Source organism: Romboutsia sp. 1001713B170131_170501_G6, from assembly GCF_015668195.1.
Taxonomy (GTDB): domain Bacteria; phylum Bacillota; class Clostridia; order Peptostreptococcales; family Peptostreptococcaceae; genus Romboutsia_C.
This window is the reverse complement of the sequence record NZ_JADPFC010000001.1, coordinates 1021673-1041198: the sequence shown is the minus strand read 5'-3', so window position 1 is coordinate 1041198 and position 19526 is coordinate 1021673. Positions and strand designations below refer to the sequence as shown.

General features: G+C 26.9%; 16 protein-coding genes and 1 riboswitch. Of the genes, 13 read left to right on the top strand and 3 right to left on the bottom strand.

The features are described 5' to 3' along the window. Nucleotides 1–1019: 1019 nt before the first annotated feature. The 7 genes from I4U89_RS05235 (at nucleotide 1020) to I4U89_RS05205 (ending at nucleotide 8952) form a co-directional block, all read left to right on the top strand. Entirely contained in the window at nucleotides 1020–2543 is a 1524-nt protein-coding gene (locus tag I4U89_RS05235; RefSeq protein ID WP_195939004.1) for an FAD-dependent oxidoreductase, read from the top strand. Nucleotides 2544–2678: 135 nt separating this feature from the next. Beyond that, complete coding sequence (locus tag I4U89_RS05230; protein ID WP_330615534.1) at nucleotides 2679–3224, top strand: MFS transporter; 546 nt, start codon at nucleotides 2679–2681, stop codon at nucleotides 3222–3224. Nucleotides 3225–3334: 110 nt separating this feature from the next. Continuing rightward, entirely contained in the window at nucleotides 3335–4699 is a 1365-nt protein-coding gene (locus I4U89_RS05225; protein WP_195939000.1) for an aldehyde dehydrogenase, read from the top strand. Nucleotides 4700–4819: 120 nt separating this feature from the next. Then, nucleotides 4820–4993, top strand: a riboswitch (cobalamin riboswitch). Nucleotides 4994–5576: 583 nt separating this feature from the next. Then, a complete protein-coding gene (locus tag I4U89_RS05220) occupies nucleotides 5577–6488 on the top strand; it encodes an ABC transporter substrate-binding protein (protein WP_195938998.1) in 912 nt (303 codons plus the stop codon). Next, nucleotides 6472–7500: a FecCD family ABC transporter permease gene (locus I4U89_RS05215; protein ID WP_195938996.1), complete on the top strand. Its 1029-nt coding sequence runs from the start codon at nucleotides 6472–6474 to the stop codon at nucleotides 7498–7500. Before I4U89_RS05220 ends, I4U89_RS05215 begins: the two co-directional genes overlap by 17 nt. A 1-nt stretch (nucleotide 7501) precedes the next feature. Next, nucleotides 7502–8257: an ABC transporter ATP-binding protein gene (locus I4U89_RS05210; RefSeq protein WP_195938994.1), complete on the top strand. Its 756-nt coding sequence runs from the start codon at nucleotides 7502–7504 to the stop codon at nucleotides 8255–8257. 158 nt (nucleotides 8258–8415) lie between these two features. Continuing rightward, nucleotides 8416–8952 (top strand): hypothetical protein, encoded by a 537-nt coding sequence (locus tag I4U89_RS05205; protein WP_195938992.1) that lies wholly within the window; start codon nucleotides 8416–8418, stop codon nucleotides 8950–8952. Between the two features lie 82 nt (nucleotides 8953–9034). Here I4U89_RS05205 and I4U89_RS05200 read toward each other — a convergent pair whose 3' ends face one another. Then, entirely contained in the window at nucleotides 9035–10366 is a 1332-nt protein-coding gene (locus I4U89_RS05200; RefSeq protein WP_195938990.1) for a hemolysin family protein, read from the bottom strand. Nucleotides 10367–10568: 202 nt separating this feature from the next. Continuing rightward, complete coding sequence (locus tag I4U89_RS05195) at nucleotides 10569–13184, bottom strand: cation-translocating P-type ATPase (RefSeq protein WP_195938988.1); 2616 nt, start codon at nucleotides 13182–13184, stop codon at nucleotides 10569–10571. A gap of 498 nt (nucleotides 13185–13682) precedes the next feature. On the opposite strand from I4U89_RS05195, the gene I4U89_RS05190 reads away from it, so the two are divergent. After that, complete coding sequence (locus tag I4U89_RS05190; protein WP_243279136.1) at nucleotides 13683–14342, top strand: YczE/YyaS/YitT family protein; 660 nt, start codon at nucleotides 13683–13685, stop codon at nucleotides 14340–14342. A 185-nt stretch (nucleotides 14343–14527) separates the two neighbouring features. Here I4U89_RS05190 and I4U89_RS05185 read toward each other — a convergent pair whose 3' ends face one another. After that, nucleotides 14528–15433, bottom strand: a complete 906-nt coding sequence (locus I4U89_RS05185) for a glycoside hydrolase family 73 protein (RefSeq protein WP_195938986.1) — start codon at nucleotides 15431–15433, stop codon at nucleotides 14528–14530. 551 nt (nucleotides 15434–15984) lie between these two features. Between I4U89_RS05185 and I4U89_RS05180 the strand changes: the two genes are divergently transcribed. The 5 genes from I4U89_RS05180 to I4U89_RS05160 all read left to right on the top strand — a co-directional run bounded on the left by I4U89_RS05180 (nucleotide 15985) and on the right by I4U89_RS05160 (nucleotide 19521). Continuing rightward, entirely contained in the window at nucleotides 15985–16638 is a 654-nt protein-coding gene (locus tag I4U89_RS05180) for an FMN-dependent NADH-azoreductase (protein ID WP_195938984.1), read from the top strand. Between the two features lie 396 nt (nucleotides 16639–17034). Next, nucleotides 17035–17646, top strand: a complete 612-nt coding sequence (locus I4U89_RS05175; protein WP_195938983.1) for a YitT family protein — start codon at nucleotides 17035–17037, stop codon at nucleotides 17644–17646. 146 nt (nucleotides 17647–17792) lie between these two features. Further along, entirely contained in the window at nucleotides 17793–17963 is a 171-nt protein-coding gene (locus I4U89_RS05170; protein ID WP_195938981.1) for a hypothetical protein, read from the top strand. Nucleotides 17964–18158: 195 nt separating this feature from the next. Beyond that, nucleotides 18159–18686, top strand: coding sequence for a GNAT family N-acetyltransferase (locus I4U89_RS05165; protein WP_195938979.1), 528 nt, complete (start codon nucleotides 18159–18161; stop codon nucleotides 18684–18686). Between the two features lie 67 nt (nucleotides 18687–18753). Beyond that, a complete protein-coding gene (locus I4U89_RS05160; RefSeq protein WP_195938976.1) occupies nucleotides 18754–19521 on the top strand; it encodes a YdcF family protein in 768 nt (255 codons plus the stop codon). Nucleotides 19522–19526: the final 5 nt, after the last annotated feature.

Genomic DNA, 19526 nt, shown 5'->3' with positions numbered 1-19526 from the left:
AACCAGGACCAGAAGGTAAGATAGGACCACAGGGACCAAGAGGAGAAAAGGGAGATCAAGGACCAGAAGGTAAGATAGGTCCACAAGGACCAAAAGGAGAAAAAGGAGATCAAGGACCAGAAGGTAAGATAGGGCCACAAGGAGCAAAAGGGGAACCAGGACCTCAAGGTAAGATAGGACCACAAGGACCAAAAGGAGAACAAGGAGAACCAGGGCCAGAAGGTAAGATAGGACCACAAGGACTAAGAGGGGAAAAAGGAGAATCAGGGCCAGAAGGTAAGGTAGGACCACAGGGGCCAAGAGGAGAACAAGGAGAACCAGGACTTAAAGGAGAAATAGGGCCTCAAGGTAAGATAGGACCACAGGGGTCAAAAGGAGAAAAGGGAGATCAAGGACCTCAAGGTAAGATAGGACCACAAGGACCAAGAGGAGAAAAGGGAGATTCAATAGTTCAAAATAATGCTTATCTAGTTCAATCAGAATCAGCAAATATTAATCCAACATCAAGATTTGTATTTAATTCTAGTTTTATAAATGGTGAAGGTATAAGTGTCAAAAATGATGGAAAGACTATAGTTTTATCTCCAAATGCCACATATTATATCAAGTATACAGTAACAGGAAATTCGTATAATACTTATATAGTTGGACTTAGAGTAAATGAAGCTTTAATCAAAGGATCACTAGCGTACTGTGAAGAAGGCATTAAAAATTCAATTAGTAATGGAGCTATATATACTACTGGAGATAGTGAAGAAGAACTTGACCTATATAATTTCTCTAGTAGAAATATAAAAACAATACCAAATTCAGTTAATATACAAATAATAAGAATTAGTTAATTTTATAAATAAAATTAACTAAAATAACAAAAAAGCTATCTTACTTTGTAAGATAGCTTTTTAATTTATGTATTTATGGTGATTTATTTGTAGATTTAAGCTTAATATTTATAATAATTACCTACTTTAATGGGAAATATACTATATTATGTACAAATTAAATTAAGGAGAAATATGATGAATGAATCTTATTGGATTTTAAGTTCTAAGCATAGTGGATTAAAAAGCTTAGAAAAAAATATAAAAACAGATATACTAATAGTTGGTGGAGGAATAGTAGGAGTTACAACAGCTTATTTATTAGCTAAAAATGGTTTAAAATCTACTATTGTTGATGCTAATAAAATAGGTTATGGAGGTTCTGGGAGAAATACTGGAAAGATAACTTCACAACATGGAATAATATATTCAAAGATAAACCAAAAGTACGGAATAAAAGATGCTAAATTATACTATGAAGGTAATAATCAAGCACTTAATCTAATTGAGAAAATAATAAAAGAACACAATATAGACTGTAATTTCAAAAGAGAAGACTCATATATGCTTGCACAAAATGAAAACTACTTAGAAGAATTAAAAGAAGAATATGAAATTTGCAAAAAAATAGGTATTGATTGCGAGTATCATGAAAGTTTAGACTTACCGGTAGATGTGAAGGGAGCTATTAGTTTTAAAAATCAAGGGCAATTCAATCCTAAAAAATATATAGATAGATTACTAAAAGAATGCCTAAATTTAGGTGTTAAAGTTTATGAGAATACACCGATAGTTGATTTTGATAAAGGAGAAGTTTGTGAATTAAGAACTAACAAAAATAATAAAATTTCTGCAGATATAGTTGTAGTAGCATCACATATGCCTTGGTATGATGGCAAAAACTTTTACTTTGCAAAAGAAAAAGGAGGAAGGTCTTATCTAATAGCTGGTAAACTAGAAAAAGACATAATGCCAGGAGTGTTTTTAGGAGTTGAAGAACAAGGCATAACATTTAGAACTTATAATGAGGATAATAAAAAACTATTAATATTTGGAGGTGGAGATCATAAAGTTGGCCAGTGTAAAAATGAAGAAGAAATATATGAAAAATTAAAAGATTATGCAAAAGATAAATTTAAAATTAAAGAATTTAAATATCAATGGTCAGCTCAAGATTATATAAGTTATGACTACCTACCTTATATAGGACATATAAACAAAAAGCAAGACAATGTATATGTAGCTACAGGATTTTCTAAATGGGGGATGAGTAATGGAACTTTATCAGCAATGGTAATAAGTGATCTTATAGCTAAAAAAGAATCCATATATGAAAATCTATTTAATCCATCTAGAAAAAGTAGCTATTTAACAACAGATTTTTATAAAGAAAATTTAAATATGACAATAGAGTATATAAAAGGGAAATTTAATATAGGAAAAGAAGAATTATATATAGAAAAAGGAGAAGGACAAGTTATAACTATTGATGGAAAAAGATATGGCGCTTATAGACATTTTAATGACGAACTTTATATAGTTGATATAACTTGTACTCATTTAGGTTGTGAGCTTAGATTTAATTCGTCAGAAAAGACTTGGGACTGTCCATGTCATGCTTCTAGGTATGATTATAAAGGAAACATATTAGAAGGACCTACTGTAAAACCTTTAAATAGATACGGAGAAGGAAAAAATCATATTCATATAAACTTAAATTAAAAAATATATAAATATTTAAAGACAGAATATAATTTAAATGTTATGAATTTTAAATAAATTGATAAAAACGAGGAGCTATCTAAAAAGATTGCTCCTTATTTAATATAGTATAATTATATATGATGTTTATATGTAATACAAGAGGCGGTACTTGGAATGGCAGCACCTGCTACTTATTCTATATTATCAAGATCTGTAGAAGTAAGAAAAAGAGGAGAAAGTACAGGATTAGCAGCAGCTGTTTTTACATTAGGTGGAGGAATAGGTGCTGCTATTGCTGGATACATATTATCAAACACTGGAAGTTATGATGTTGTATTTTATTTATCTTCAGGAGGAATATTACTTACACTTATATATGTAATATTTAAGATACAAAAAGTTAAACTATATCAGTCTAAGTGTAATGGCAAAAAGAAAGCTATAAGAGAGGAAATTAAAAAATGTAGTTTAAAATACAAAATAATAATGTTGTGTGCTATTGCATTTCTGGGAGACTATATATGGAGGCGTAGTTGCTTTATTTCATTTTTATGGACAAGATGTATTGAGTGCATTACTTCCTATACTTCATCAATTATATCAATATACTTATTTGTATTTGAGCTAGGGGTACCTATCGCAGGATGGGTGAGTGATAAGATAGGAAATAAAAGACAATTATATTTATTAAAGATATAGTCATAAAAAATAACAATAAATAGGTCATAACAACCTCCAAAATATTTAATAAATAATATATAATTATAATAATACAATATATGTAAATTTATTAGAAAAGAGATGATAAATTGATAAAAGATATAATAAACAACCAAAGGAGGTACTTTGAAAGTAATAAGACTAAGGATATAAACTTTAGATTAGATAAATTAAAAACTCTTAAAAAAGCTATAATAGAAAGCGAAGAAGCTATACTAAATGCACTTTATAAAGATTTAGGAAAATCAGATTTTGAAGGATATGAAACTGAAATTGGTATAGTGTTAGAGGAGATAAGCTACACTATAAAACATTTAAAAAGATGGAGTAAAAATAAGAAAGTATCAACTCCTATAACTCAGTTTCCTGCTAAAAGTTATATAGTAAGTGAACCTTATGGAGTAGTACTTATAATGGCTCCTTGGAACTATCCCTTCCAATTAACAATATCTCCGCTTATAGGTGCTATAGCTGGTGGAAACTGTTCAATACTTAAGCCATCAGAGTTTTCAGTTCATACTTCTAAGGTAATAGTTGATATTGTAAATAAGTACTTTGAAAGAGGATATATAAACGTAATAGAAGGTGGAATAGGAGTTAACCAACAAATACTAGAAGAAAGATTTGATTATATATTCTTTACAGGTAGTGTAAATGTAGGAAAGATAGTAATGAACAAAGCAGCTAAATATTTGACACCAGTAACACTTGAATTAGGAGGGAAAAGCCCTTGTATAGTAGAAAAGTCAGCAAATGTAGATCTAAGTGCTAAAAGAATAGTGTGGGGTAAATTTTTAAATGCAGGTCAAACTTGTGTAGCACCTGATTATATTATAGTTCATAAAGATATAAAAAAAGATTTAATAGATAATATGAAAAAATATATAATTAAGTTTTATGGAGATAATCCAATTGAAAGTGTGGACTATCCTAAAATAATAAACAAAACACATTTTGATAGATTAAATAATCTTATGAAAAACACAGATGTAATTATAGGTGGAAATATAGATGAATCTAAATTAAAAATAGCACCAACTATTATAGATAATATAGACCACACTTATCCTATAATGAATGAAGAAATATTTGGACCACTACTTCCTATAATAACTTATGAAGATTATAAAGATATAATAGAAATAGTAAAAAAATATCCAAATCCACTAGCACTATATTTATTTACTAAAAATAAAGATATTGAAAAATACATAACAGATAATATAGCTTTTGGAGGCGGGTGTATAAATGATACTATAATCCATCTAGCCACTTCAAATCTTCCATTTGGAGGGAGAGGAACTAGTGGAATGGGTTCTTACCATGGTAAGAAAAGTTTTGATACCTTTACACATAAAAAGAGTATACTTAAAAAGTCAAATTTAATAGATATACCAGTTAGATACGCACCTTATAAAGATAAATTAAAATTGTTAAAAAAAATATTAAAATAAAATTTATTAATTTAGAGTACTTGTTTATACAACTTATATAGAGTAAATATTTAAAGTAGATTATAAATAAAGGTTTTGATATAATTAAATTGGGTATATAATACCAAAATATATAAAATTTAATAAATATAAAGTATTAGGCGTCGATTAGACTTAATAGGGAATTAGATGAAAATTCTAAGCTACCCCAGTAACCGTAAAACTGACGAAATCTTAAAAGCCACTGAAAATTCGGGAAGGCAAGAAAGTAGGATGAAGTTAAGCCGGGATACCTGCCAGTACTTTTTAATCTATTGCCTTCTGAGGGTAGGGTATATAATTAACTTGAATAATTTAGCATACTCTAAGAGTATGCTTTTTGTGCTTAATTCCTATAATTATCATTTCAGACAAAAACAATCAGTATTAAGGTAAAAAGTAGTGTTAAACAGCAAGGTATTTGTATTTTAGATATATTAAAACAATATATAAATAATAAAGTATAAATTTGCTTAAATTAACACAAAAATGACATAATTTTGACATAGTATGATAGTAAACTAAGTTAAGGATGATATTTTGTTTGCGTAAAAATTAAAATTTTTAAGAAAGGAGTATAAATATATCAAAATATCTAATTTATTTATTTTTAGATGAAATATCAAATACTATATGACTTTCAAGGGCATATAGAGAATTAAGATTTAAGAGATTAATTAAAAAATTATTTAGATTAATGCATAGACAAAAAAGCAGATCAATTAAGTAGATGAGTTATTATTTGACTTTGCAAATCTACTCTCAGGATATTTCTTTGTATTGTCTCTAAAACTAAATAAAGACGACAACGTAGAAGAAACATAATTTATAAATAGAAATTAAAAATAAGGAGTAAAATATGAAAAAGAAAATATTAAGTATAATAATGGCTGTAACCTTGGTAATGCTTACAGTGGTTGGATGTTCAAGTAAAGAAGTGGTTATAAAAGATAGAGAAGGTAGAGATATTAAAGTACCAAATAAAATAGATAAAATAATATCAACAGCACCATCTAATACTGAAGTATTAGTAGAACTTGGACTTGCTGATAAGTTAGTAGCAGTAGATAAGTATTCAGCAGATGTCGCTGGTATACCAGATAATGTAGAATTAATAGATTTTTCTAATCCAGATGCAGAAAAAATAATAGGATTAGAGCCTGACATAATAGTAGCATCAGGGCATAACAAAACTGGTTCAACTGAAGATCCATTTAAGCTAGTTGAAGAAGCCGGAATAAGTGTAGCTTATATACCAAGTAGTAATAGTATACAAGGGATATATGACGATATAACTTTTATATCTGAAGTAACTAACACTAAGGAAAAAGGCAAAAAAATAGTAGAAAATACAAAATCTCAAATTGAGGATATAGCTAAAAAAGGTAAAGATATAAAAGATAAGAAAAAAGTTTATTTTGAAATAGGTTCATCTCCAAATCTTTTCAGCTTTGGTAACTCGACATTCTTAAATGAAATGATAGAATTAGTAGGAGCAGAAAATATACTTAAAGATGAAAATGCTTGGATATCACCAAGTGCAGAAACGATAATAGATAAAAATCCAGATGTTATATTAACTAATGATGGCTACATAGAAAATCCAGTTGATAAAATCAAAAATAGAGAAGGATGGGAAAATATAAATGCAGTAAAAAATAATCAAGTTTATCAAATAGATACAAATTCATCATCTCGTCCATCTCAACATATAATAAAAGCCCTAAATGAGATGGCAAAGGCGATATATCCAAATGTATACAACAACTAGAAAGTGGGCAATACTTTCTATCCCAATAGTATTTATAATATTTTGTATTGGAACTTCTATAGGAAGTTCCAATATTAATATAATAGACACTGCACAGATACTTCTTCATAAGATATTTAGTATATCACTAGGAGATAATATAAATCCTAAAGATGTATCTATAATATGGTCCCTTAGAGTACCAAGAGTATTACTAGCATTTTTAGTTGGAGGTTCACTTGCTGTAAGTGGATCAGTAGTCCAATCTATTCTTAAAAATGAACTAGCATCTCCATACACTTTAGGAGTATCATCAGGTGCATCACTAGGTGCGGGTCTAGTTATAATACTTGGAGTACATATATCTTTTTTAGGAAACTTAACTCTACCTTTAGTAGGTTTTTTATTTGGGCTTTTTACAGTATATGGAGTTATAGTATTTTCCTCTAAAATAGATAAAACAATGTCAAATAATACTATAATACTTGCAGGTATGGTATTTTCTTTATTCGTAAATGCACTTTTAACAACTTTAACAGCTTTATTTAGTGAAGATTTAAAAAGTATAAGTCTATGGCAAATGGGAAGTTTTGCTATGAAAGGCTTCTCAGCAGTTAAGGCTATAATACCATTTTGTATAATAGGTTTAGTTGGTATTTTAATATATACAAAAGAAATGGATATATTAACTTTTGGTGAAGAACAAGCTAAAGCTGTTGGAGTAAACACTACTAAAGTAAAAAAAAGATTATTCATATTTTCAGCAATACTTACAGGAAGTGCGGTAGCATTAAGTGGGACTATAGGATTTGTAGACTTGATAGCACCTCATATAGTTAGACGTATATTTGGTTCTAAACATTCTTATGTAATACCGATGTCATTTGTATTTGGTGGGAGTTTAATGGTAATAACAGACTTAATAGCAAGAACTATAGTAACACCAGCAGAACTACCAGTAGGTGCTGTGACAGCTATAATTGGTGCGCCATTTTTTGCTTATGTATATTTTAGTAAAGGTAAGAGGTCATAATATGTTAGAAGTTAAAAATCTTTATTGTAGCTATGATAATGTAGATATAATAAAAAATGTAAATTTTAAAGTAGAAAAGGGTAAAAATTTATGTATAGTAGGACCAAATGGATGTGGTAAAAGTACATTGCTAAAGTCCATTGCAAATATTATAGATTATAGAGGTAGTATAAAAATAGATAATGATGAAGTAAATACTTTAAGTAGAAAGCAATTAGCTACTAAAATAGCACTTATGAGCCAAATAAGTCAAATATACTTTCCATATAGTATATATGAAACAGTATCGCTTGGAAGATATGCACACTCTAGTGGTATATTTAATTCATTAAATAAAAAGGATAAAGAGATAATATTAGATTCAATAGATAAAGTAGGATTATTAGACATTAAAGATAAGCCTATAACTGAATTGTCAGGAGGTCAGCTTCAAAGGGTATTCTTAGCTAGAACATTTGCTCAAGATCCAGATGTAATACTTCTTGATGAACCAACTAACCACTTGGACTTGAAGTATCAAATAGAGTTACTAAAGCATCTATCTACTTGGGCTAAAGAAAAAAATAAAATAGTAATTGGAGTACTTCATGACTTAAATTTAGTACACTTTTTTAGCGATGATGTATGTTTAGTTAATAATGGAGAAATAGTAGCATATGGAAAATCAATAGATGTATTTAAAGGAGATAACTTAAAAGAAATATATAAAATAGATGTAGCCAAATTTATGATAGAAGTATTAGAAAAATGGAAATAAAAAAACTATAGTAATTACTATAGTTTTTTTATTTTTATAAATAATTTGCTTTAAAAAATTATATAAAAAAGAACTGTATTTTTAATTTTACAAAGAATAATAATAGTTGTAATGTAGATAATATGAATATACAACAACTTAGTAAAAGGAGAATTTTAATGAAAAATAAGTCTACTAAAGTAATATTAACTATAACTAGTATACTGCTTTGTATGGGTATTTTTACAAACAAAACATATGCTGTTGAAAATAAAATAAACAAAGTGCCTGTGGTAGTACAAGGTCTTAAAGATAAGGAAACTCTTGCTAATATATTTAAAAATCTTAAAATGATAAGAGACAATATGAGAACTATAGATATAAATACTAAAACTATAAAGGAAAAAAGTGAGATACTAAAACCACAAATAACATCATATATAAATCAACTAGAAGAGGTATCTAACAATCTAGAAAGGCATAAAAGAATATATAAAGATTCTCAGTCAGATATATTTGTTGCAGATCAACTGCAAATATTATCATCTGTATATCAAGCACTTCTACGAGATCAATTAATATTGATAGATGGACTTTTAAAAGATGACCCAGAAGCAAGCAAATTAATTTTTTCTGACTATTTGTATACCATATATTATTATATGCTATTAGGTGATCAAATGCTTAACTATATAAATGAAAATTACGAATTATAGGATTATATTTTTATAACATAAAATGAGTTATCTTTATATAAAGATAACTCATTTTCATATAAAAATTAATTATATAATAATTTTAATTATCCATCCCATGAAATACATTATTAAAATGAATTTTAATATCTTGAATTCTTCTGTTTTCAACTTTCAGTACAGTAAATTTAATATTATTTATTAAAATCTCTGTATTTTCATCAGGAATTTCATCTAAATTAGTTATTAAATAACCATTTAAAGTATCATAATCTCCTTCATCTAAATCAAGTTCAAATTCTTCATTAAAATCATTTATAGATAAAGAACCTTTGACTATATAATTTTTATCATCAATTTTCTTTATAGGTTTCTCATCCAAATCATATTCATCCTCTATATCACCTACAATTTCTTCTATTAAGTCTTCTAATGTAACTATTCCGCTAAAACCTCCATATTCATCAAATAATAAAGAAAGATGTATTTTTTTTTCTTTTAAAACCTTAAATAGTTCATTAGTTCTTTTAATTTCCGGAACAAAATAAGGTTCATGAAGAAGGTTTTCTAATTTAACATTTTCAAATCCTACTTTTCTGGCTTCATTAAATAAATCTTTAACATACAATACACCTACTATATTATCTATATCATCTTTATAAACTGGTATTCTTGAATAATTTAGATCACATATTTCATTTAATATAGTATTTATATCATCATCTATATCTATTAAAAAAGTATCACTTCTTGGAGTCATTATCTCTTTAGCCAACTTATCATTAAAGTCAAATACTTTATATATCATTTGCTTTTCATCATATTCTATACAGCCATCTTCTTGAGACTGTATTATAAGAGATCTTAATTCTTCTTCAGATACTTTTTCTTCTATATCAATATCATTATTTCTAGTTAACTTTAAAACTAGAGAAGTGGACATAGAAAGTATTTTTATAAATGGTTTAGCGATTATAGATATGAGATAAACAGGCTTTACAGAAAATAATGCTATATGTTCAGCTTTTTTAAGAGCTATTCTTTTAGGTACTAACTCACCAAAAACTAGTGTAAAGTATGATAATAGCAAAGTTATACTTATCATAGATATTTCACTAGTGTATGGAATATTTAATGGGATTAATAATGTTTCTAAATAACTAGATAGCCCAGTAGCAGCAGATGCACTTGAGAAAAAACCAGCTAGTGTTATACCAATTTGTATAGTAGATAAAAAGTTACTAGGTTCTGCTATAAGCCTTTGAAGTAAAATTGCCTTTTTATTACCTTCATCGCTTAGAGATTTGATTTTTGATTTGTTAACAGAAACTATAGCCATTTCTGCTGAAGCAAAGAATGCATTAATACTTGTAAGTATTACTATTAAAGCTAATTGTGGGATCAAATTCCCGGGGTCTGAATCTAAATTACTCATTTTTTCCTCCTAAATATTTAAAATTTAATATACTATTTAATTAATGAGATTTGTTAGATACTATATATGTAGTATATAATATAAGTTTGTCTAAGGTTATAAACCTTAGACAAATAATTTATTTAAAACATTTTGCTTAATTATACAATAGATAGACTTATAGACAAAAAGGGTAGTTGCATATTAAGCAAAATGTAGTAAACTACTTTTTAGTTATAAATTTACTTACTTCCATTAATAATGTACTAATAATTGCTAATACTAAACAAGTTATAAAGCTTGTAAAGTTGTAATTACTTGGTATTGAGAAAATATCTCTCATAAATGGAAGTAGTGTAAGTGAAAACATACCTAAGCAAGTAACAACAGCACCTAATGCATATTTATTAGATTTAAATCCTATCTTAAATATAGTTTCAGTATTTGATCTTGATGCAAAAGTCTGTATTATTCTAGATAATGTTAGAGTTGAAAAGGCCATAGCCACTCCCATTTCAGGTGAAGTCTTAAGACCAATGTATTGAGCTATTATAGTAACTAAACCAATGATAGAACCTCTAGTTAATACAGATTTTAAAGTATCTTTTGATAATATTTTTTCATTAACGTCTCTTGGAGGATTTTTCATAACAGACTTTTCAGGCTGTTCAAGTCCAAGAGCAATTGCTGGTAGAGAATCTGTAACTAAGTTTATAAATAATAATTGTATAGTTGTAAATGGATTAGGTAAATTAGCAAATACAGAAAATAGTATAGCTATTATTCCACCTAAGTTACCTGAGAATAAATAAGTTATAGATTTTTTTATGTTAGTATAAACTGTTCTACCAACTTCAACAGCATTAACGATACTAGCAAAGTTATCATCAACTAATATCATAGCAGAGGCATCTTTAGCAACTTCAGTACCACTACCCATACCTATACCTATATCTGCTTGCTTAAGTGCCGGTGCATCATTAACACCATCACCAGTCATAGCACATACTTTACCTTTTCTTTGCCATGCTTTTACTATTCTTATTTTATTTTCTGGTGAAACTCTAGCATAAACTGATATATGTTCTAGTTTTTCATCTAACTCTTTATCGCTTAATAAATCAAGTTCTTTACCAGTTAAGGCTATATCATCCGTCTCCATTATTCCAATATCTTTAGCAATGGCAGCAGCAGTAGTTTTATGGTCTCCTGTTATCATAACAGTTTTTATACCAGAATTTTTAGCATTTTTAACTGCATCATAAACTTCTTCTCTTGGAGGGTCTATCATTGCAGTAAGACCTATTAAAGTAAGATTATTTTCATCACTTATGTTTAAATTAGTATCATTAACTTTCTTAGTTGCAAAAGCTAAAACTCTAAGAGCTTTATTTGAAAATTCTTCATTTTTTCTTTTATAATTTTCTATTATTTCATCAGTTATAGAAACTACCTCTCCGTCCTCAAGTGCATAATTGCATCTACTAAATACAATATCAGGGGCACCTTTAGTAAACATTACCAAGTCACCATCTATTTTATTAATAGTAGACATCAATTTCCTATCACTATCAAAAGGTAATTCTCCAACTCTTTCATATTTTTCTCTTATAGATTTGTAATTAAATTCATTTTTATTAGCATAGTTCATAAGTGCTATTTCTGTTGGATCACCAATTTCAATACCTTCGCTAGTTATATCTGAGTCGTTACAAAGACTAGCACAAAGTATTAAAGAAGACTCACTAAGTGAAATACTATTAGTTAAAGCAATTTCACCATCAACATTATCAGCAAGTACTTTAGAAGTAGAACCATACATATAAGTATCTACAACAGTCATTTTGTTTTGAGTTAAAGTACCAGTTTTATCAGTGCATATGACACTTGTAGAACCTAGCGTTTCAACTGCAGGTAGTTTTCTTATTATAGCTTGTTTTTTAGCCATAGTGTTAGTTCCAACTGCTAAAACTATAGTAACGATAGAAGATAATGCTTCAGGTATTGCAGCAACTGCAATAGCAACTGAGAACATAAATGAATCAATAACACTTGCATTTCTTAAAAGCTGGATAGCAAATATAAGAGCTGCTAAACCTACTATACCAATTCCAAGTTTTTTACCAAACTCATCTAATTTAATTTGAAGTGGTGTTTGCTTATTTCCTGCATTGTCTAGCATATGTGCTATCTTACCCATTTCAGTATTCATAGCTGTAGATGTAACAATATAAACACCTCTACCATATACTACCATTGAGCCACTAAATACCATATTTTTTTGATCACCAAGGGCAACTTCTTCCTCTATTATGTTTTCATGTTTTAGGGCAGGTTCACTTTCACCTGTTAACATTCCCTCAACAACTTTAAGACTTTGAGATTCTATAACTCTACCATCTGCTGGGACATAGTCACCAGCCTCTAGGATAACTACATCTCCGGGAACTAGTTCTCTTGAATCTACAGTAATCTTTATGCCATTTCTTATAACTTTAGCAGTAGGAACTGATAATTTTTTTAAACTATCAAGTGAACCTTCAGCTTTTTGTGTTTGGACAACTGATAATATGGAGTTTAGTATTAAAACTGCAAATATTATAACTGATTCAATTGCTTCACCTAAGAATATTTGAACTAGAGCCGCTACTAAAAGAATAATAACTAATGGATCTTTAAATGTTTCTAAAAATAATTTAAAAACAGAAGTTTTTTCCTTTTCTTTTAGTTCATTATAGCCATACTTAGATAGCCTTTCATTAAATTCCTCTTGTGTTAGACCTTGTAAGCTAGAATCTAGCTCATTTAAGACTTTTTCAATATTTTTTTTGTAAAACATTAACATACCTCCATTTGCTTTTTTTGCAAATAAAAAAGACCTCATGAATAAATTATTAAATGTAAATTTATTCTGAAGGTCTTGCTAACAAGTTATGTACTTGCTAATCAACCGGGATATTATCCGACATGACGATTGATTATCACAAAGTGTGAAAGCTACTCCCCCTCAGGGAGACTTATTTATTTATATAGTCATTATATTCCCATTATTATATATTGACAACACTTTTTTTTTATTTAACTTAGATTTAACATTTAAATGTTATATACTAATCTACAAAGTTTGATTAATTATTATAAATAAATATAGTTAAAGTATTGATTTAACTAGTACTTAATGTGTTAAATTCTAAATATATATTAGAACACAATAAATTAAAATTCTATTAATATTAAAGTATATTAAACATAAAAAACTAGTATATTAGTATATTAAAATAAATAAATTTATATTATAATAGTTTTAATTGATAAATGTAACGAGGGAGGAAGAGATTTGGGTATAATATTAAAAAAACTTATCAGATTATTTTTAGGATTCTTGTTTTGTGCCATGGGTATAGCATTTATGGTAAATGCCAACCTAGGTCTATCACCATGGAATGTACTTCACCAAGGTATAGCTAATAAAATAGGAATAACAATAGGAACAGCTACAATAGCAGTAGGGTTTATATTAGTTATAATAGATGTCATACTAGGTGAAAAAATTGGTTGGGGAACTATATTAAATATGATATTTATAGGAATGTTTTTAGATATCATATTGTTTAGTGGTCTAATACCAGTTTCTAATAATTTATGGGTTGGCATAGTAATGCTTATAATAGGAATGACTTTTATGGGATTTGGAATGGTTTTATATTTAGGAAGTGAACTTGGGAGTGGTCCTAGAGATGGTATGATGATCGCTTTTCAAAAGATAACTAAAAAGCCTATAAAGATAGTAAGAGGAACTATGGAAATTAGTGCTTTAATGCTTGGATACTTATTAGGGGGACCAGTAGGTATAGGAACTTTAATAACAGCATTTTGTCTTGGACATTTTATACAATTAGTATTTAAAATATGTAACTTTAAAAGTGATAACATAAAACATAGATTTATATATCAAGATATAGAATATGCTAAATCTTATCTAAGTAAAAATACTTAAGTAATCTATTTTGTATATATTAGATGTTTTATATCATTAAATAATTATATATATTAAAAATAAAAAGAAGTAAATCTAGCAATAAAAAATGATTTAGAAATACTCCTTTGTAGTATTTGACACATAGGTGAATATATTCACCTATATGTCAAATACTTACAGAATCTACATTAGGAAATGTATAATTATTTATTTTTATTAATAGCAACTTCACTGTCTATTAGTTGAAGATTATACTGTTTAATTAAATTTATCAAGTATTGTGCATAGACTTGTTTACCACTTGAATCTTCTATAGTAGAGTATCCAGCATTTTGTAAGGCAATTGCTTGAGCTATATATGTTTTTGCATCAAATACTCCATTATTTTTATATCTTTTATTTTCATGTAAAAACTTACCATGATCGCGAATAGAATCGTATTTATTTTCATATTTTCTAAATTTATCATTTATAGTATCATCATAAAATTCATTAGTTTCAAGAGATACAGATTCTCCCTTCCAGCTAGCATCAGCTTTTATACCAAAGTAGTTATTAAAATCTGAAGAAAGTCTAGATTTTCCCCAATTAGATTCTAATATTGCTTGAGCTATAGTTATAGATGGTAGTATATTATACTTTTTATAGTTATCAATTGCAACTTCTTTTATATCATTTATAAATTTCATATAGCTGCTATTTGGTGAAGTTTTATAAGGTATTAAACTATAATGTTCTAAATCATCTATATATTTATATATTAAAGATGTTTTTTTCTTATCTAAATTTAATTTCTCAACAACATCCTTTAGAGAATTTATATAATATTTACCTGAATCTTCTTTTATAAACATATTTGAAATTTTAAATATCTCATTATCGTCTACCTTACTTTGACTATTATTGTTTAAAACACTTACTATAGAACATACATATTTCCAATTTACTTGAACTTTATTTTCACTAGCTTTGTCAACAATATTTATATATCTAGAAACATTAATATCATCCAAATCTATATTTTTTTGTTTACTCAAAATTTTTGACCCTATAAAAATACACATTAAACCAGATATAACACATATGATTATAGTTTTATTTATCTTCATTTTATCATCCCCTTGATACAAACTTGAACTTTATTGTATCATATATATTTAAATTAAAAATAGAGTTTATAAAAAATTCAGAAGAAAGTAAGTTTTTATTAAGATTTATTTAAGATATTTTAAATTTTAAGCATATACTATTGATTGTAAGAAAACAGAAGAATAATATAATTAGTATTTATTACCATAAATTAGGAAGACAAATGAATGAAGAAAAATATAGAAAATAATACAATAAAAAGTAAAATACTCATATAAATATAGTTTTAAGCAATAACGAAAAAGGAATGAATGAAGAAGAACTAAAGTATATTTTTGAAAAATACTATAGATGAATTAATACAGGCTAATCATATAAAGGTTTTGGACTTTGTATGTCTATGGCAAAAGAAATCGTAAATGCACATAGTGGTAAAATAAAAAGTGAAGTAAATAATAGTACAGTAATAGAGATAATTATATAAATAAAAAAGTTATTTGAGTATAAATATAGTATAAAAATATAATTGTTACTAAAAATAATAATAATTATATAAAGAAAGGGAGTTATTATGAAAAAATTACTATATATAAGCGTAAACTCAAAGCCTGAAAATTTATCATCAAGCAAAACTGTAGCAAGAAAATTTATAAATAGATTTTTAGAAAGAAATAAAGGTTTTGTCGTTGAAGAAATTAATTTATATAAAGAACATATACCAAGACTTGAGTATCAATACTTTGAAAAAAGAAACTGCATAGTAAGTGAAGAAAATTCAAGAAAGTTAGACGATAAAGATAGAAAAGAAATACAAAAAATTAGAAAACTATGTGATCAATTTATCAGTGCGAATGTATATGTTATAGCAGCACCTATGTGGAGTTTATCATTTCCAGCGCCACTTAAAGAATATATAGACTGTATAATTCAAGATAAAAAAACTATAAGTTTTAGTGATGAAAATAAAAAGCCTAAAGGTTTACTTGATGATAAACCTAGAACAATGATTTATATTCAATCATCAGGCGCTCATGTTCCTTGGATATTAAAGCCTGCTTTTAACAAAGGAGTGAACTATATAGAAGATATAGCTAAATTTATGGGAATTAAAAAATTTGAAGATTTATTAGTAGATGGAACAGGTTATACAGAAGAAGAAAGATTAGAAGCTATAAAAAAAGCAACAGATCACATAGATGATGTTATAGATTCTATGAAATTTTAAGTAAGCATATGTTTAATTATATAATCATTTTAAATTATATATATTATAAAATAATAAAAAGGAGATATTTATGCTAAAATACCTCCTTTTTTATGTTTAGTAAAACTAAATAAAACAAAAATTTTTATAAACTCAAAATTATATATACTAAACTAAAAAAAATTTAATATAAGAATAGTAAAAAATTAATACGAATGTAACCTTTGAAAATACTAGTATCTTCAAAAGATTTAAAAGTTTATAAAAAAAACCACAAAAATACCTTGAAAAAATTTTGTCAATCTTATATAATATTTAGTTTCAAAAAATGCACTATACAAAATAATTTTAAATATATATAATGATAGTAAGTCAAAGGAACTGGCTAATAAATTATAAAAATAGGAAGGGATGTTTATGGATAGGCGGACGAATGTAAAAAAAATAATGTTAATATTGTTAGGGGCAATGATATTGTCATTTGGAATATTTAATTTAAATTATCAAAATAATATAACTGAAGGTGGAGTGTTAGGAGTTTTACTACTGCTAAAGAATGTGTTTAATGTGGATTTATCTATGGCAAGTATACTAATAGACATTAGTTTATTTGCAGTAGGATATAAGTTCTTTGGAAAGAGATTTTTAATGTATTCATTATTTGCTACATTTAGTTTCTCAGTGTTTTATTCTATATTTGAAGGAATAGGACCTATAATACCAGTTCTTGAAAGTAAACTATTAGGTACTATATTATCTGGTTTATTTGTAGGGGTAGGTGTTGGTATAATAGTTAGAGCAGGTGCAGCAGCTGGTGGAGATGATGCTTTAGCATTGGTGATTTCTAAGATTACATCTTTAAAAATAGGTCAGGTTTATATGATAAGTGATGTAGTTATACTTATATTATCATTATCATATCTATCTGCATACGATATATTCTGGTCTTTAATAGCTGTAAATATAAGCGGAAGGCTTATAGACTTGATATATAACTACAACAACACAGATAAGCTAGCAAGCGTTTAATATATATAAGGACAGGTTTAAATACCTGTCTTTTTGTTAAATAAATTTTGATTAAAAAAGAAGAACTAAATTTAAAAAATATTTAAAAGAGGAATATATATAAATATGTTGAATAATATAATAAAGAGATAAAGGGGGGATAAATAATGTTTTTCTTTAATAATATTAGTGGAACGGGAGTAGTAGTTTATCCAGGTTCTAATGTAGAGTTTTATGAAATAGTAGATGCTAATGAGTATAAAATATCCGTAAACAAAAGAACTTATAAGGTTAGTGAAGAAGTTTATAATGATGTAAAAAATAGATATGAAAAATAATATAAAATACTTATACTAAAAGACTTAAGGTAATCCTTAGGTCTTTTTTATATTATAAACAAAAATATATAATGAATAAAATTTACATTTATCTATATTAATTTAGTAGTAAATAATATAAATGGAATAATTGAAAACTATTAATATATGTGTGATAATTAAATGATAAAAAGTAGTCTGAAGGAGTAAAATATAATGATAAACATAAGGTGTGAACTAGATAAAGATTATCCGATAATAAAAAATGTAGTAAAAGAAAGTTTTAAAAATACAGAATTTAGTGATAAAGATGAGCATAACTTGGTTGATAGGCTAAGAAATAGTAATGAATATATAAGAGAATTAGCTTTATTGGCAGAAATAAATGAAGAAGTAGTTGGATATTCTTTACTTACTAAAATAAATATAAAGAATGAAAATGAATCTAGAGAATCTTTAGCGCTTGCTCCAATTTCGGTACTTCCAAAGCATCAAAATAAAGGAGTAGGTAAGGCACTAATAAATGAATCTATAGAAAAAGCTAAAAATTTAGGATATTCTTCTATAGTAGTATTAGGTCATCCTAGTTATTATTCTAAGTTTGGATTTATAAATGCTAATGAATTTTATATAAAACCCCCCTTTGAAGTTTCAAATGATGTTTTTAAAGTATTAGTATTAAATAAAGAGAAATTTAAGGGTACGAGTGGAGTAGTAGAGTATTCAAGTGCTTTCTTTGAATAATAGTATTAAATCTATTTTAAATAATTACCAAGAATATTATTAAAACAACTAAAGTGTAGGTGTAATGATGGTAAGATTAAGAGAAATAATAGCTCTATTTATATTTAGTATAATAGTAATGGCATTAAAAGGAGTAACCTTCGGTTCAGTATTTATAACGGTAAATTTGTGTATAATATACTTAAATATAGTGATTAAAAGATTGTATGATAAAAAAGATAATAAATACATTAAAATACTATATAAGGTATATACAGTACTAGTAATATTATTTATATCATCTTTTATACTAGTAGAAAGTATGATAATTTACACTATGTTTGGCTTTAAAGAAGCTAAGGACATAGAAAAGTTAGATTATGTAATAGTACTAGGTGCAGGTCTTAATGGCTACAAAGTTGGAAAAACATTACGAGCTAGGTTAGATGAAGCTATTAAATATTATAATTTAAACAAAGATACAAATATAATAGTATCAGGTGGTCTTGGAAAAGGTGCTGTTACTACAGAAGCTGATGCAATGAAAAAGTATCTTATAAGCCAGGGTGTTGATGAATCTAAAATAATAGAAGAAGATAAAGCTACAACAACTTTAGAAAATTTAGTATTTAGTAAAGATATATTAGAAAAAAGAAATGATGAAGATGAAAAAGTATTAATAGTAACTAGTGATTTTCATTTGACAAGGGCTATGCTTATAGGAGATATATTAGGGTTAGACAATGAAGGTTTAGCATCAACTACAACTATGGGAGTAAGAATTAATTATCTAATAAGAGAATATCCAACAATGATAATAGACATAATAAGAACTTACTTACAAAAGCAACTATAAAAGAC

What these genes read in the sequence shown, in the direction of transcription:
- I4U89_RS05175 (WP_195938983.1), top strand. Translation starts at nt 17,035, where the DNA reads ATGGATAGGCGGACGAATGTAAAAAAAATAATGTTAATATTGTTAGGG.
- I4U89_RS05210 (WP_195938994.1), top strand. Translation starts at nt 7,502, where the DNA reads ATGTTAGAAGTTAAAAATCTTTATTGTAGCTATGATAATGTAGATATA.
- I4U89_RS05235 (WP_195939004.1), top strand. Translation starts at nt 1,020, where the DNA reads ATGAATGAATCTTATTGGATTTTAAGTTCTAAGCATAGTGGATTAAAA.
- I4U89_RS05220 (WP_195938998.1), top strand. Translation starts at nt 5,577, where the DNA reads ATGAAAAAGAAAATATTAAGTATAATAATGGCTGTAACCTTGGTAATG.
- I4U89_RS05195 (WP_195938988.1), bottom strand. Translation starts at nt 13,184, where the DNA reads ATGTTTTACAAAAAAAATATTGAAAAAGTCTTAAATGAGCTAGATTCT.
- I4U89_RS05180 (WP_195938984.1), top strand. Translation starts at nt 15,985, where the DNA reads ATGAAAAAATTACTATATATAAGCGTAAACTCAAAGCCTGAAAATTTA.
- I4U89_RS05165 (WP_195938979.1), top strand. Translation starts at nt 18,159, where the DNA reads ATGATAAACATAAGGTGTGAACTAGATAAAGATTATCCGATAATAAAA.
- I4U89_RS05205 (WP_195938992.1), top strand. Translation starts at nt 8,416, where the DNA reads ATGAAAAATAAGTCTACTAAAGTAATATTAACTATAACTAGTATACTG.
- I4U89_RS05160 (WP_195938976.1), top strand. Translation starts at nt 18,754, where the DNA reads ATGGTAAGATTAAGAGAAATAATAGCTCTATTTATATTTAGTATAATA.
- I4U89_RS05185 (WP_195938986.1), bottom strand. Translation starts at nt 15,433, where the DNA reads ATGAAGATAAATAAAACTATAATCATATGTGTTATATCTGGTTTAATG.
- I4U89_RS05215 (WP_195938996.1), top strand. Translation starts at nt 6,472, where the DNA reads ATGTATACAACAACTAGAAAGTGGGCAATACTTTCTATCCCAATAGTA.
- I4U89_RS05200 (WP_195938990.1), bottom strand. Translation starts at nt 10,366, where the DNA reads ATGAGTAATTTAGATTCAGACCCCGGGAATTTGATCCCACAATTAGCT.
- I4U89_RS05170 (WP_195938981.1), top strand. Translation starts at nt 17,793, where the DNA reads ATGTTTTTCTTTAATAATATTAGTGGAACGGGAGTAGTAGTTTATCCA.